Source organism: Cyanobacteria bacterium GSL.Bin1 (genome assembly GCA_009909085.1).
Lineage (GTDB): Bacteria > Cyanobacteriota > Cyanobacteriia > Cyanobacteriales > Rubidibacteraceae > Halothece.
Genome location: JAAANX010000047.1, coordinates 1 through 13,459, shown reverse-complemented (window position 1 = coordinate 13,459; position 13,459 = coordinate 1). Strand labels below are relative to the sequence as shown.

The following is a 13,459-nucleotide window of genomic DNA, read 5'->3' as shown; positions in this document are numbered from 1 at the left end:
TGTAAGAAATCGAGAGATTGGGCAATCTGACTAATTGTTCGGTGTAGTGTTCTTGAGCGTTTTCCGGTTCCATCAAATCGCTGCTCAAGTAATAGTCAATGGTGGGCAAGCCGCTGGTATTCGGGTGTCCCCAAGAGGTCATTTGAATCGGCGCCAGTCTTAAACAACCCAGCTTCAGTGTCATGGGGTCCATGCCAAATTCAGGAAAAATCAAGACGTGTAATTGATCTTGTCGAATTAAGTTACACCATTGTTCAAGGGAACGCGAACCTTGAGTAAATTTGTCAAACTCTTTTGCTGCTCTTTTAGTATTTTGATCGCGATTGAAGTGGGTATGATAGGCAAATAATTCAAACTCACTCCGATTCAGGTTTTCGACCCAACCTTTAATGGGAATTTTCCAATTAGAATGATCGTAAAAAAATCGAGAAACAAACCCAACGCGAATTTTCTCGTTAGCTTGTAATTTGGGCAGCGGAAGCGCTTGACTCCATTGGGGATAATGACTGGACATAATGTGAACCAGCATTTCCCCATAGGTTTGCTGTAATGCGCGATCGTTTAAGCCTTGATACGCCAAATAAAACGGCTGTAAGGCGCCGACCGATTCGACGGCTGCTTTGAGTTGTTGAGCATCGGCGTTTTGATAGTGTTGCGCTAATTCATTGAGGTGTTGCCGATAGTCATTTCGTCTCTGTTTGATTTCTTCACAACTGGAATAGATAATCGGCAATTGATTGATGAGAATTCCCCACTTAGCTGGAGAAAAATTGGGATTAATTTTTAGAGCTTGTCGGTACGTTTCTATGGCTGCTTCTAACTGACCTTGCTCAGAAAACACGTTTGCTAAGTTAAAATAAGTATTGGTCGAATTAGGCTCAGGTAGAAACTTTAAGGCTTTTTGGTATGATTCGGCTGCTGCTTCTAACTGGTGTTTTAATTTAAATGTACAGCCTAAATTATGATGTGCGCTACCATAATTAGGCTTGATTTCTAAGACACGCTGGTATGATTTTATAGCAGCATCTAGCTTGCCCTGTGCTTGGAAAATATTTCCCAAATTGTAATGAGCATCAGCATAGTCGGGGTTAAGTTTTAAGGCTTGCTGATAAGACTCTATCGCCGATCTTAATTGACCCTGGGACAATAAAATATTTCCCAAATTGTTATAAGCTTCGGCATAGTCAGGTTTAAGTTTTAAGGCTTGCTGATAAGACTCTACTGCAGCATCTAGTTTGCCTTGTTTCTGGAAAGTATTACCTAATTTATAATAAGCTTCGGCATAGTCAGGTTTAAGTTTTAAGGCTTGCTGATAAGAGTCTATGGCAGTGTCTAACTTGCTTTGTTTTTGGTAAACATTGCCTAAATTATAATAAGCTTCCGCATAATCCGGTTTAAGTTGTAACGTTTGCTGGTAGTGTTCTGCCGCTGCCTCTAACTTGCCTTGTTGTTCAAAGAGATGGCCTAAATTACCAATTACAATTGGGCGATATTCTTGTTCTAAACTGTCTGGTTCGCTGCAATGTTGGGGAAAGACTTCTAATACTTGCTCATATAACAATTCAGCTTCATCCAATTGACCGAACTGGTGCTTTTGCAAGGCAAGTTGGATGAGAAATTTAAGGTTAGTTGCTGAATTGTTTTCGTTATTCATAGCAATGTACTCATTAAATTTACGTTACTATATAAGCTTGAAAAAAATAGGACTATAAACAAAAACTATGTTTCCTATAAACCTCTATGGAGAGATCACGAAAATTCGATTTTTAGGTGCATCATTGTTACTAAACAAACGTAAAATCGGTAGCAGTAAGAGCAACACCAAGAGCGGCACCAATATAATCACCATTATCCAAAATGTATGTAGCAAAACCAAGTGGACCATCTCCGGTCAGAACATTAAGATTACTTGCTGATGATGAGCTTAACTGGATTTTATCGATACCACTTTCAAAGTCGAAAATTACAGCAAGATCGCCAACACCCAAAATACCGCCACTGTTACCGGAACCACTATTAGTGTAAAAAGAGCCATTCGCATTACCCAGCACGAATAGATCGGGAGCGCCATCTGGATTAAAACTAGCCTCTTCAGTGATGAAATTCAAAGATCCACCTCCAACTAAAAAATCGACCTCAATGTCTCCAGTTAAATTGCCAACCCCTGTCAGGATATCGCTGCCGCCACCTCCAAACATCTGGTCGTTGCCCGGACCTCCAATTATTTGATCGTTGCCGTTGCCCCCATCCAGGAAGTCATTATTTAAGCCACCATCTATCAGATCTTCACCATCCTCTCCATAGAGGTCGTCACTGCCAAACTTTCCAAATAAGTTATCGTTGCCATCACCGCCCAAAATGTCGTCATCGCCATTCCCTCCATCGATCAGATCGTTACCAGAATTACCTAAAAGGAAGTCATTGCCAAAGCCGCCAAAAATTCGGTCATCACCCCCAAGCCCAACTATAATACTATCGCTGAACCGATTGGCAACGAGAAAATCTTTTCCTGATGTTCCCTCTTGGTTAGCACTTCCGATCCCTCCTATTTTTTCCTGGAGCTCAGCTATTTTAGCGTCAATTTTGTCTAGAATCTCTTGGGTGTCAATAGCCATCTTGAATTGATCTCCTAAAGTTTCAAATTCTTAAAAATGTGATTGAGTTGCATCACTGAAATACGATAAAAAAGCTTTCTGGACTACTCAAAAAGACGATCCTTCTTCCCTCTAACTGCTCCCTGAAGGGGTGACAATCAGCTGGAAAATCAGACCGGAGTTTGGGTGATGGGGAAATTTTTTCATCGTGACTGGTTTAAAAATCACTAAATTTAAGTGAGAGGAGCCTAACTGTCACCTCCTCAAAAGAGGAGGCTACATGAGTTATGCTAGAGTTAATCCTTAAGCCGTGAAAGAACTGGCATTGACAAAGGATTCAGAAGCGCTACTGTTGGTTTGGGTACCAAAAATAATGCTGCTGAAGGTATCATTCCCTTGAGCATCAGAGCTACCCAATACTTCAGCACCGTTTCCGCTTAGCCCGCTCAAGTCAAGGTTAACCGCTTTGTTGAAAGTCTCGTCGACATTAACGTCAGAATCAACGTCTTTGTCTAAGTCGAAGTTGCTGTCGATGTTAATGCCTTTGCCGCCGAAGATTTCTTCGTCTACAGATTCTAAGTAGTTAAGATCGGAAATAATCATTGTTCGTTTTGTCCTTGTTGGAGATTGCTTTTAGCAACCTTTTTTGTGTGTACGCTAGAAATAATACTGAATTTAATTTGGAATAGATTGCCAATTTGGCAGATTTACTGAAAAAAATAAAATTGGAAGTTAGATCGAGCCGGAAAGCCGAAATGACACTTAAATGGAAACCGATAGTGGCTAGGGCTTGAAAAACTCAGTAGATCAAAAAGCCTGTTTGAGAAAGAACTTTTTGGGTGCGAGATCGCCCCTGTTGAACTGAAAAGCCAATTGACTCATTCCGACGAGTACCGCCTGGTTGGGACAAGTCGAAGCATCGTTCCCCTTTCCAATATTTACCAGTGCTTAATCCTGGCGGGACTTGCGTGACTGTTGGCGGTTTAACGCCACGCCTGTTCCAGGCGCTATTATTCGGGCCAGTTATTCGCTGGCTCACCCAGAAGATAATTATCCCCCCATTCAAAACGAGAATAGGGGGATGGGTTCATTCTCTCTAAGGGTTAACCATGAACTTTTACTTTTACAGCTTTTTGTTTTGTTTCCTCAACTTTGGGCAGGGTTAACTCGAGAACACCATTTTTATATTCCGCTTCCACTTGATTATGATTAATGCGAGTGGATAACGGAATTACCCGTTGAAAACTGCCATAACGAAATTCAGTGCGTGTCATTCCTTTTTCTTCAGTTTTGGATTCTGACTTACGTTCGCCGCGAATTGAAATTGATTCTGCACTGGCTTGAATATCGATATCTTCGGGATTAATTCCGGGAACTTCTAAACGAATGAGCACAGCATCTTCTGTTTCTTCCATTTCCGCAGGAGGAACAAAACTCGTTAAGCCATCAGTTTTACGAGCAAGAGAACTATAACCTAAATTATCAAAGACTCGGTTCATTTCTTGTTGGAGTTCATCGATTTCGCGGAAGGGTTGCCAACGAATTAAAGCCATGATAATTTTCCTCCAAATGAGTTTGAAAAATACCGTAGAAAATTAAGGATAGAATTAATTTCTACATTTCTAATATAAGCGACTCCGATCAGTCAGAAGTACGGTTGCATCTCCTACTAATGGCGCAATATCCGAACGAATTGAGTCGTTTCGGGAAGTTAACTTTTTTAAAAATCAGTTTAGGAGAAATGGTAAACTAAAACACAGTGAAATGTAGAGAGATTACCGTGGAGACTAAGCAAAAATACGTTCTTGCCCTTGACTTAGGAACAACAGGAAATCGTGCCATTCTTTTTGATCACAATGGAGAAGTAGTAGGACAATCTTATGGAGAATTAACCCAATATTATCCCCATCCCGGTTGGCTCGAACACGATCCGATAGAAATTTGGCATGATACCCGCAGCTGTATGGAACAGGTGTTAAGAAGTACCGATGTTTCCCCTGAAGAAATTGCAGCCGCTGGGTTAACGGTACAACGCGAAACTTGTTTACTTTGGGATAAAACAACAGGAGAACCCTTACACCGGGCGATTGTCTGGCAAGACCGACGAACGGCGCAAAAGTGTCGCGAGTTAGCTCAAAAAGGCTATGCGGAAAAAATTCAAAATAGCACGGGCTTAGTTTTAGATGCCTATTTTTCTGCCAGTAAGTTGGCATGGTTATTAGATTGGGTGAAACAAAATCAGCCCGAAGTGGATTTAGATAAAGTTTTAGCGGGTACGGTTGATACTTGGATTCTTTGGAATTTAACCGGAAGACGGGTGCATGGCACGGATCATAGCAATGCCAGCCGCACCATGTTAATGAATTTGGGAACCCAGGAGTGGGATACCGACTTACTCGACCTATTTACCATTCCCAGACATTTAATGCCCGAGATTCGTCCGAGTTTAGGAGATTTTGGCACCATTGATGAAGAGATTCTGGGAACCGAAATTCCCATTCGTGCGGTGTTTGGTGATCAACAAGCGGCACTGTTTGCCCACGGCTGTAACCAAAAAGGAATGCTCAAATGTACTTATGGAACCGGTTGTTTCTTGATTTCCCAAAGTGGTCAAGAATTAACGCGATCGCGCAATCAACTCCTCTCAACAGTTGCTTGGAGTGAAGCCAATGGCGGTAAACCGATTACCAACTATGCCCTAGAAGGGGCAATGTTTACCACCGGGGCTTGTATCCAATGGCTACGAGATGGACTGAAACTGATTAAATCAGCACCGGAAACGGAAATCTTAGCCCGCGAAGTAGCCGATACGGATGGGGTTTACTTTGTTCCCGCTTTGAGTGGTTTAGGCGCCCCTCATTGGGATATGAGTGCTAGAGGCGGATTTTTGGGGATTACCGGCGGGGTGCAACGGGAACATATGGTGCGAGCAGTTTTAGAATCCATTGCCTATCAAGTGAAAGAAGTGGTCGATGCCATGAATAAAGATGGGGATACCCCAATTTCTTTATTAAAAGTCGATGGTGGGGCTTCCCAAAATAACTTCTTAATGGAATTTCAAGCGGATGTTTTAGGGATTCCGGTAGAACGTCCGGCTATTCTGGATGCTACAGCGCAGGGGGCGGCATTTGGTGCAGGGCTAGATATTGGTTTTTGGGACGATTATGATGAGTTAGTTGCCAAACGGAAGCGCGATCGCAGCTTTATTCCTAGTAAAAATCAGCACCAAGCCCAAGATAATTTTAAGATGTGGCAAAAAGCAGTGGGACGAGCTAAAAACTGGACGGAGTAACTGATTGGGAAGTGGTTACCTTGATCGAGCGTGTTTCACCCCGTTGAGAGAGGGTATGAATTCTCTGGAAAATTATCCAAAAACAACGAACCAATGACAAGGACAAACATGTTATTCTCAATAAGCAACCGTGATTGAGCAAGCGTTCATGTCCCGTCGTCATTTACTCACCCTTTGCTTAAGCTTATGTTTAAGCTTCCTTTTTTTCCTTGCTAATGCCCACGCTCTAGGTGGAAAACAACCCTCACTCAATGAACCAGCCCCAGAATTCACCCTTCCCACCAATACGGGAGATGGGGAAATCGCTTTGTCTGATTACAAAGGGAAATGGGTCGTTTTATATTTCTACCCGGAAGACTTTACCTCCGGCTGTACACTTGAAGCGAAACGATTTCAGCAAGATCTGCCCAAATACAAAGCTCGCAATACCCAAATTATTGGGGTAAGTGCCGATGATGTCCAATCTCACGAAAAATTTTGTGATGAGCTTGGGGTTGAATTCCCTCTTCTTGCGGATACAGATGGTTCTGTCAGTAAAGCCTATGGATCCTGGCTCGGGATTCGAGCGCTGCGTCATACTTATCTCATTGATCCCGACGGGATCTTACGAGAAATCTTTATTGGCGTTAAACCTCCGATTCATAGCCGACAAGTCTTAGCCCGTCTTGATGAATTGCAACAATAATACCTTTTATGTTACGAATCCTTATTGAATAGCGATTAGGCTACGCCTATGTTAGATTGCGCACGAATTGTTTTCTGTTTTTATCTATGGCGATTCCCAGTCTTCATAAACCAATTCCTCAATACGACTGAATTCTCTGACATTATGAGTGACTAAAGTTAAATAATTAACAATACCAATTGAAGCAATTTGTAAATCATACACTCCAATTGGCAGTCCTTTTTGATTGAGCTGATCGCGCCCATACCCTGCGACCTGAGCAGCTTCATTATCAAAACCTAAGCTCGAAAATTGCTGAAAAAAACGTTTTAATTTAGTCAGATTTGCTTCGGTTTGACGGCTACGATATGGACCATAATAAAGTTCCAATTCAACGATGCTACAAATATAATTCATCCGAAAGCTTCACGCTCTTGCTCTTCTGGCTGGGGGTCTCTTACTAAGGGTTCCCCTTCCCAACCCCCAATCACTTCTTCAAAAAAATTGGGTAACCATTCTTTCTGTTCAACAACTCTATTTTTTTCTTGTAAAGTCGGTCAGAGCAAAGTTCATTCTACCTTGATTGAGATTTCACCAAAACTGTTTGAATAAAGCTCAAAACAATCGCGATCTAGGTTCTTGAAACCAGCTCATGGTAATCGGTAAGGTAATCAGTAAAGTTTCCATTGCATCTTCTTAATCGTAGTTAGCTCGCGCTCTCTGGGATGGAAGGCCAGGAGACTGCATCTGGTGAAGACGATCGCGCCAGAAATTTTCCAAGGTTCAAGGGAGAGCGATCGCGCTTAGACGTTTCAGAGGCTGGGCTAGCTCAAAACGATCACTAGACCTTTAGGCTTCAGGATTGATACCCAGCGCTCTCAGTTGCTCTGCTAAGCGTTCCGCCCGTTGAGTGGCTTGTTCCGCCCGTTGAGATTCTTGTTCCGCTCGTTGAGTGGCTTGTTCAGCAGGAGTGAGAAGCCAATTGTTGTTTTGGTCGTACCAACGCAGCCACAGGCGATGGATTCCTTCATATTCTCCTTCCCATAAGCCTAATCCCAATTGCGCTTGTTCTAACCAAACCCCTTGTCCTTCTAACGATAACGGTTGATAACGACTTCCTTGTAAGGCGAAGGCGCGGAATTCATCACTGTAGCGGTTAAAGACGAAGTAATAGGGCACTCTCAGGATTTGTTCATAAACCGTCCATTTATTGGGGGGCTGACTCACGTCTCTTAAATTGCGCCCTAAGTCTTCTCCCTCAGTGCCTGGGGAGAGGAGTTCCACCACCACAAAGGGATTCCTTCCTTCTTGCCAAGTGACATAACTTAAACGGAGGTCGGTTTCTTCATAAAGTCGGGAAACGCCTAAAACAGCAAACCAATCGGGGCGTTTATACCATTGGGGATGACGGACATCATAATAAAGGTTTAGGTCAGTGGCGGTAAAGACCTGCTCGCTGGGATAAGTGGGGGAGCGAAAGGTCTGGCGTAATAATTCCGGTTGGAGGAGATGAAATTCGTCGGGCAAACCAGGTTCTGAGGGGTCTTCACTAGGTAAATCATACATGGTGGGAAGCGTTTCTTTCGGGGAGAAAGGAGGGTTGCTTTGGTACATCATTTTGCTTCCATGATGAAGGTCTTTCTCATATTGTAGGCAGTCTGGCGCGATCGCGCACTCAGAAGCGTTAGAGGCGAGGGTTAGCTCAAAACAATCCATAAGTTCACCAGATTCTCGAATGACAATCGATCGCGCAACAATTAAATTGTCAGGTTTGGCATGGAAGTGCAGGAAACTGTATCTGGTGAAAATGATCGCGCCAGCAATCTGCCAAGGTTCAGGGTGCAATCGCGCAACAATTGAGTTGGCTTGTCAGGTCTGGGAGGGAAGTGGAGGAAACTGCATTCAGTGAAGACGATCGCGCCAGCAATCTTCTAAGGTTCAGGGGGCGTTTGCCAAGCATGGACAGAGCATCCAATCGCGCTCCGTCAATGATATGATTTTTGGTTTGACATCAATCCCCATTTTCATGCCCATGAACCAACCCGCAGATATTGGTGGTAAACGACTGGTTAGCCTTGCTCCGGATAACTGGGCACAATGGCTGACTAATCTTGCTGAATTAAAGGTTGAAGAATTTCTGGATTCTGACTTGCAGTGGGTGAGCCGAGAAAATGATATTCTTCTGAAAGTGACTCACCCTGAACTCGGAGAGTTCCTCCTCCTCAATGAACTTCAATTGCGCTATAACAGGAAAGTTCCCAGAAGGATGAGAGCCTATATTGCCCTTGTCGAAGAAAAGTATGAATTGCCTGTTTATCCAGTTTTGTTAAATATCCTTCCTCATCTGGCTAATCCTCAAATCCCAACTTGGTACGAATCAACCTTTCAGGGCATCAGAGCCTATCAAGATTATCGGGTGGTTAATTTGTGGGAGGTGGAAGTGCAACTGGTGTTTGAGCAAAACTTGCGGAGTTTGCTGCCATTTGTCCCCATCTTAAAAGGTGGGGGAGAAGAAGGCGTGGTTAGAGAAGCCTTGAGGGAGCTTAGAGCAGATGAAGCCCTGAATGAACTCGAACCGCTACTGTCTTTTTTTGCCTCGTTTGTGCTAGAACTACCAGTAGTACAGGATATTATGAGGTGGGATATGGCTGTGTTAAGAGAGTCTCCATGGTATGAGCAAATCTTAAAGGAAGGCTTGCAACAGGGGCGAGAGCAAGGATTACAACAAGGATTACAACAAGGACGACAACAAGGAGAAGTGGAATTAGTTTTACGTTTATTAACCCGTCGCTTTGGCGTATTGGAAGCAAGGACTCAACAACAAATTCGTCGGTTGTCGATCGCGCAGTTAGAATCCTTAGCAGAGGCATTACTCGATTTTTCGGACGTGGAAGAGGTAGAGGCTTGGTTAGCCCAAAACAATCCGTAAGTTCATCAGCTTCCCGAATGACAGCGCGATCGCCTTCGGCAGTGAGCGAAGCTCAATCGCGCAACAATTGAGTTGGCTTGTCAGGTCTGGGAGGGAAGTGGAGGAAACTGCATTCAGTGAAGACGATCGCGCCAGAAATCTTCTAAGATTCAAGGGAGCGCGATCGCGCAACAATTGAGTTGACTTGTCAGGTCTAGGATGAAAGTACAGGAAACGGCATCCGGGGAACATGATCGCGCAAGAGATTGCTCAAGGTTGAAGGGAGCGTGATCGCGAGGAAATGCCAATGGGTGTAATAGCAATGTTATGGCTGCTTGTTCTCAATTTCTGTCGCCACCGAGGACAAAGATAGCTTGGGGGTTAGGGGTTTGGTGTTGCGCGTAGGTCGCAATTATGACCCCCAAAGCTGGAGGCTGAACGACTATCAGGTGAGCAATGAAGTTTAATTTCTGGAAGAAGATTTAAGGTGATTGTGTTTTTAGTAATTCGTTTATAAATTTGCCAGCTTATAAATTTAAAGATGGCTGGTATCTGTCTTCCTCTGGAGTTGGGGTGTGACCAAATATATTGAAATGTTTGATTTGCAATTAAATTATTCATAGAATAAAAATATTAAGATTGAAGGTATTCTTCTTCTATTAAACGAATGGATAATAGAGTTTCAGCGAGCATCCGTTGTAAGGCATAATACCAACCATGCCAACCATCTAAAATTCCTTGTTTTAGAATAAGGCAATAAAAGAAAATGATTAAGGGAGCAAGTATTTTTTGCTGACGGATTTTATCTCCCCGACTGAGTTCACTTGCAGGAGTGTCTAAAAGTTTTTTGACTTCGATTTTCATATACCGATCTTGCGCCCAAAGCCAGCGAGTGAGCATTTAAATTACGACGAATTCGCCAAGCTAGGGTCAAGTATATACCATTCGCAGTAGCTCTCCCTATCTAGCAGTTGCTTTGTAAGGGTCCATTTTCAAACTCTCAGTTCTTCTTGCTTGGAAACCAATCTTCATCTAACGCTTGAGTTAGAGTGATTTCAGCATTTGGCGGTAAGTAAAAGAGCTTAGAAACTGATTTTACAGCAACTGAATAAGCCTTTTCATATAAACTAGGTAACTGAGAACGAAGACTTGGACTATCTTCAAGACGGGTTTGAATTTGGGCGCGAAAGTTAACAATTTCTGCTGCCCAGTGATTGCCAACTCTTTCTTTTTCCTCTTCCCAGTAAGATAACTTGAGTAAATGTTCAATCAATCGAGTTAAAAGACTAATTAGGGCTCGCTTTTCACTTCTGCCCATGCTTTCTAATTCTTCAATTAAGTTTTCCCAGTCAATGTTTTCAAAGTTACGCTCGTGAATATTTTGAATGGTATCTTGTAACCAATAATTATAATCAGTTTCATACAAAGATGATGTCATAGTTGTCTTCTACTCCACAATTATTTTTTGCTTTGGTTATAAACTATCTTGATGGGTTTAGAATATTTTCTATTGTAAAACAAGTTTGATGTGAAAAGGTTTCTAACGGTAAACCGGTTTCAGCAGCAGCGAGTTCTCGTGCATCGTCATAGCATTCATTCAAAACTTCAGTACAGTATTGCTTTAAGCTAGGACTATCTTTAAACAGTTTTTCGAGTCTTCTGCGATGTTCTCGAATGGTAAACAGCCAACTGTTAGAACGTTTTTGGGGTTGGTATTGGTATTTCAGCAAGTGCATCATCAGAATTGTTAGATTGCTTTCTACAGATCGTTTTTCACTTTTCCCCCTATCAGCAAGTTCTTCAACTAAATTGGCAATATCCAGTGCAGAAAAGTCACCCGTTGCCAGTTGCTTTTGAGTGGTTTTTAGCCACAGGTAATAATCTTGATCATACAGTTGGGGTTGGTTAGAAACTTGATGGGTTTGCATGATAAATTTTGCCCTACCTCGCTTTATCAACTATTTTAGTTAATTGTGTGCGCGATCGCGCAACGATTCGTTTTGTCCTTATATGAAATCCCAAAAATCCTACTACAGTAGATCCCCCCAACCCCCCTTACCAAGGGGGGCGAAGGGGGGATCGTTAGACCAGTCATTTGTAGCAACTATCAATGGATTTCATATTAGTATATATTTTAGGCAATAAAGGGGGTTAAATTGGCAACTTACGAACTCGATAACGGGAATTTTCGACAATAAATATTAATTGATACTTAGCCAACTAAACATCTCTTTAACAGATAACTGTAAATCTTTAAGAGTTTCTAAAACGGGCAAAATTTCCTCATCGCATTTGATTTCAGGAAATTGCTCAGGTTTAAATATCATAACCGATTCATCTTCAGGATCAATTAACCAAGCTAATTGTGTTCCCTGACTCAAATAAAACATGATTTTCCTAATCACTTTATTAGCAGATTGTTCTGGCGATAAAATTTCAATAACCCAATCAGGATGAATATTAAAACGATTGGCGATTTTCCCTTGTTCATTTTTAGGAATGCGATCCCAAATAAAAACCGATATATCAGGTACAATAGAGCAATCGACTAAATTACAGCGTAACTCTGTTAAAGCTAAAGCAATTCTCTGAGGTTTACCTACTTCGTTAATTTTAGTTGATAAAGATGTTTGAATAATGCTATGTTCTCCTTGAGGCATGGGTTTTTGCTCTATTTTCCCATTAAAATATTCACGATAGGGTTTAGTTTCTGGTAATGCCAAAAACTCTTCTAGGGTTAATTGAGGTTTAGGTTCAGTAATTGTCGCCATAATTTTTTTATTATTTCTGTTGTTTGATTATATTAACCCTTAAGATTTCGATCTTCTCATCGAGTTAACCAGTTATGTATAGCAATATGATCTCACTTTGTAAAAACTAGCTCAACATTTACGATCCCCCCCACCCTCCTCACTAAAGCTCCGGTTACTAAGGGGGGAATTAAAGGGGGGATCCCAACTAAAAATTTACAATTGATTTAGGATTGCTATATTGCTTCTTCGCTAAGTTTGCCTTTAATTTTCCTAGCATTTGCCGAGTTCCTTCTAACATTCCCGTTTGAATTAACTGTGGAATCAGATCGCTGATGGGAAAATCAGGAAAGGTCAGGCTATTTTGCACTTGTTCATATCCAGTTTCTGAGAAAACAAAAATTTGTAATTTGTCACTACTATAGATCCAAACTTCAGGCACTCTCAAAGCCTCATAAGCCTTGATCACTGTTTTTGAGGTCACATCACATTCAATTGCTAAATCAGGAGGAGGAGATTGGGTTAAATCTAGATTAGTAAAATTGCGAGCGCAAGCAGCATTTTGAATATAAAAACAAGTATCGGGTTCAATTGCAGCAACTTCTGGATACTTGAGAGTAGTTGAACCAAAATCTTCCCAATCCCGTTCTTGATGTTCTAAAATTGCGGTGACAATATAAGCGATGAGACGATGGGGTCTTTCATGAGCAGCGGAAGGAGACATGATTTCTAGAACATCTGGATAGTAAACCAGTCGCAGGTTTCGATTTTCGCCTAATTCTTGTTGGATGGCTTCATAATCTTGCCACGAAATCCCACTTATAGAAACCAGACTCCCTGGCATCAATTGCAGATTTGGCAGTGGAATAGTAACACTCATAAGTTCCTCGTAACGGTTAGCTCAAAACGAGTAAGTAGGTCGGCGCATTAAAACAGCACTAGATTACGTTTTGTAAATTAAGTCAAAAGCCCCTCTTGAGGCGGAATTAAATTAAGTTTACAATCTGTAAGGAACAAGGAAATTATAACGCTGACCTACTTAGTAGCTTGTAAAAGTTCTAAAGGGTCTCAGGGTCAACACCCAACGCTCTCAGTTGGTCTGCCAAGCGTTCGGCTCGTTGAAACTGTTCTTCAGCAGGAGTGAGAAGCCAATTATGGTTTTGATCGTACCAACGCAACCATAGGCGATCGATTCCTTCATATTCTCCTTCCCATAAGCCTAGTCCCAATTGCGCTTGTTCTAACCAAATT

15 protein-coding genes and 1 pseudogene are annotated in these 13,459 nt (G+C 42.0%); 3 read left to right on the top strand and 13 right to left on the bottom strand.

Annotated elements, in window-relative coordinates:
* From GVY04_04835 to GVY04_04820, 4 genes are all read right to left on the bottom strand, one after another.
* Positions 1-1,654, bottom strand: a 1,654-nt coding sequence (locus GVY04_04835) for a tetratricopeptide repeat protein (GenBank protein ID NBD15478.1), incomplete at its 3' end; no start/stop codon positions are given.
* Positions 1,655-1,784: 130 nt separating this feature from the next.
* Positions 1,785-2,615, bottom strand: a complete 831-nt coding sequence (locus GVY04_04830) for a calcium-binding protein (GenBank protein ID NBD15477.1) — start codon at positions 2,613-2,615, stop codon at positions 1,785-1,787.
* Positions 2,616-2,897: 282 nt separating this feature from the next.
* Entirely contained in the window at positions 2,898-3,197 is a 300-nt protein-coding gene (locus tag GVY04_04825) for a hypothetical protein (GenBank protein ID NBD15476.1), read from the bottom strand.
* A 500-nt stretch (positions 3,198-3,697) separates the two neighbouring features.
* Positions 3,698-4,147 carry an Hsp20 family protein gene (locus tag GVY04_04820; protein ID NBD15475.1) on the bottom strand — a complete coding sequence of 150 codons (450 nt, stop codon included), beginning with the start codon at positions 4,145-4,147 and terminating at the stop codon, positions 3,698-3,700.
* A 227-nt stretch (positions 4,148-4,374) separates the two neighbouring features.
* Here GVY04_04820 and glpK point away from each other — a divergent pair, with 227 nt between their 5' ends.
* Positions 4,375-5,886: a glycerol kinase GlpK gene (glpK, locus tag GVY04_04815; GenBank protein ID NBD15474.1), complete on the top strand. Its 1,512-nt coding sequence runs from the start codon at positions 4,375-4,377 to the stop codon at positions 5,884-5,886.
* A 148-nt stretch (positions 5,887-6,034) separates the two neighbouring features.
* Complete coding sequence (locus GVY04_04810) at positions 6,035-6,571, top strand: redoxin domain-containing protein (GenBank protein ID NBD15473.1); 537 nt, start codon at positions 6,035-6,037, stop codon at positions 6,569-6,571.
* Between the two features lie 84 nt (positions 6,572-6,655).
* Here the strand turns inward: GVY04_04810 and GVY04_04805 are convergent, their stop codons facing one another.
* A complete protein-coding gene (locus GVY04_04805) occupies positions 6,656-6,967 on the bottom strand; it encodes a virulence-associated protein (GenBank protein NBD15472.1) in 312 nt (103 codons plus the stop codon).
* A 432-nt stretch (positions 6,968-7,399) separates the two neighbouring features.
* On the bottom strand, positions 7,400-8,164 hold the full coding sequence (locus GVY04_04800; GenBank protein ID NBD15471.1) for a hypothetical protein: 765 nt from the start codon (positions 8,162-8,164) through the stop codon (positions 7,400-7,402).
* Positions 8,165-8,582: 418 nt separating this feature from the next.
* On the opposite strand from GVY04_04800, the gene GVY04_04795 reads away from it, so the two are divergent.
* Entirely contained in the window at positions 8,583-9,479 is an 897-nt protein-coding gene (locus GVY04_04795; GenBank protein ID NBD15470.1) for a DUF4351 domain-containing protein, read from the top strand.
* Here the strand turns inward: GVY04_04795 and GVY04_04790 are convergent.
* The 7 genes and pseudogenes from GVY04_04790 to GVY04_04760 form a co-directional block, all read right to left on the bottom strand.
* Positions 9,459-9,710 carry a hypothetical protein gene (locus tag GVY04_04790; protein NBD15469.1) on the bottom strand — a complete coding sequence of 84 codons (252 nt, stop codon included), beginning with the start codon at positions 9,708-9,710 and terminating at the stop codon, positions 9,459-9,461. The two genes, GVY04_04795 and GVY04_04790, sit on opposite strands and share 21 nt — an antisense overlap.
* Before the next feature lie 381 nt (positions 9,711-10,091).
* A pseudogene (locus GVY04_04785) lies at positions 10,092-10,355 on the bottom strand (glycosyltransferase family 2 protein).
* Between the two features lie 103 nt (positions 10,356-10,458).
* Positions 10,459-10,896, bottom strand: coding sequence for a DUF29 family protein (locus GVY04_04780; protein ID NBD15468.1), 438 nt, complete (start codon positions 10,894-10,896; stop codon positions 10,459-10,461).
* A 43-nt stretch (positions 10,897-10,939) separates the two neighbouring features.
* The gene (locus GVY04_04775; protein ID NBD15467.1) at positions 10,940-11,386 is read right to left on the bottom strand and encodes a DUF29 family protein; all 447 of its coding nucleotides are present in this window, start codon (positions 11,384-11,386) and stop codon (positions 10,940-10,942) included.
* Positions 11,387-11,659: 273 nt separating this feature from the next.
* A complete protein-coding gene (locus tag GVY04_04770) occupies positions 11,660-12,229 on the bottom strand; it encodes a Uma2 family endonuclease (GenBank protein ID NBD15466.1) in 570 nt (189 codons plus the stop codon).
* 187 nt (positions 12,230-12,416) lie between these two features.
* A complete protein-coding gene (locus GVY04_04765) occupies positions 12,417-13,088 on the bottom strand; it encodes a Uma2 family endonuclease (GenBank protein NBD15465.1) in 672 nt (223 codons plus the stop codon).
* 178 nt (positions 13,089-13,266) lie between these two features.
* Positions 13,267-13,458 (bottom strand): hypothetical protein, encoded by a 192-nt coding sequence (locus tag GVY04_04760; protein ID NBD15464.1) that lies wholly within the window; start codon positions 13,456-13,458, stop codon positions 13,267-13,269.
* Between the last annotated feature and the right edge of the window lies 1 nt (position 13,459).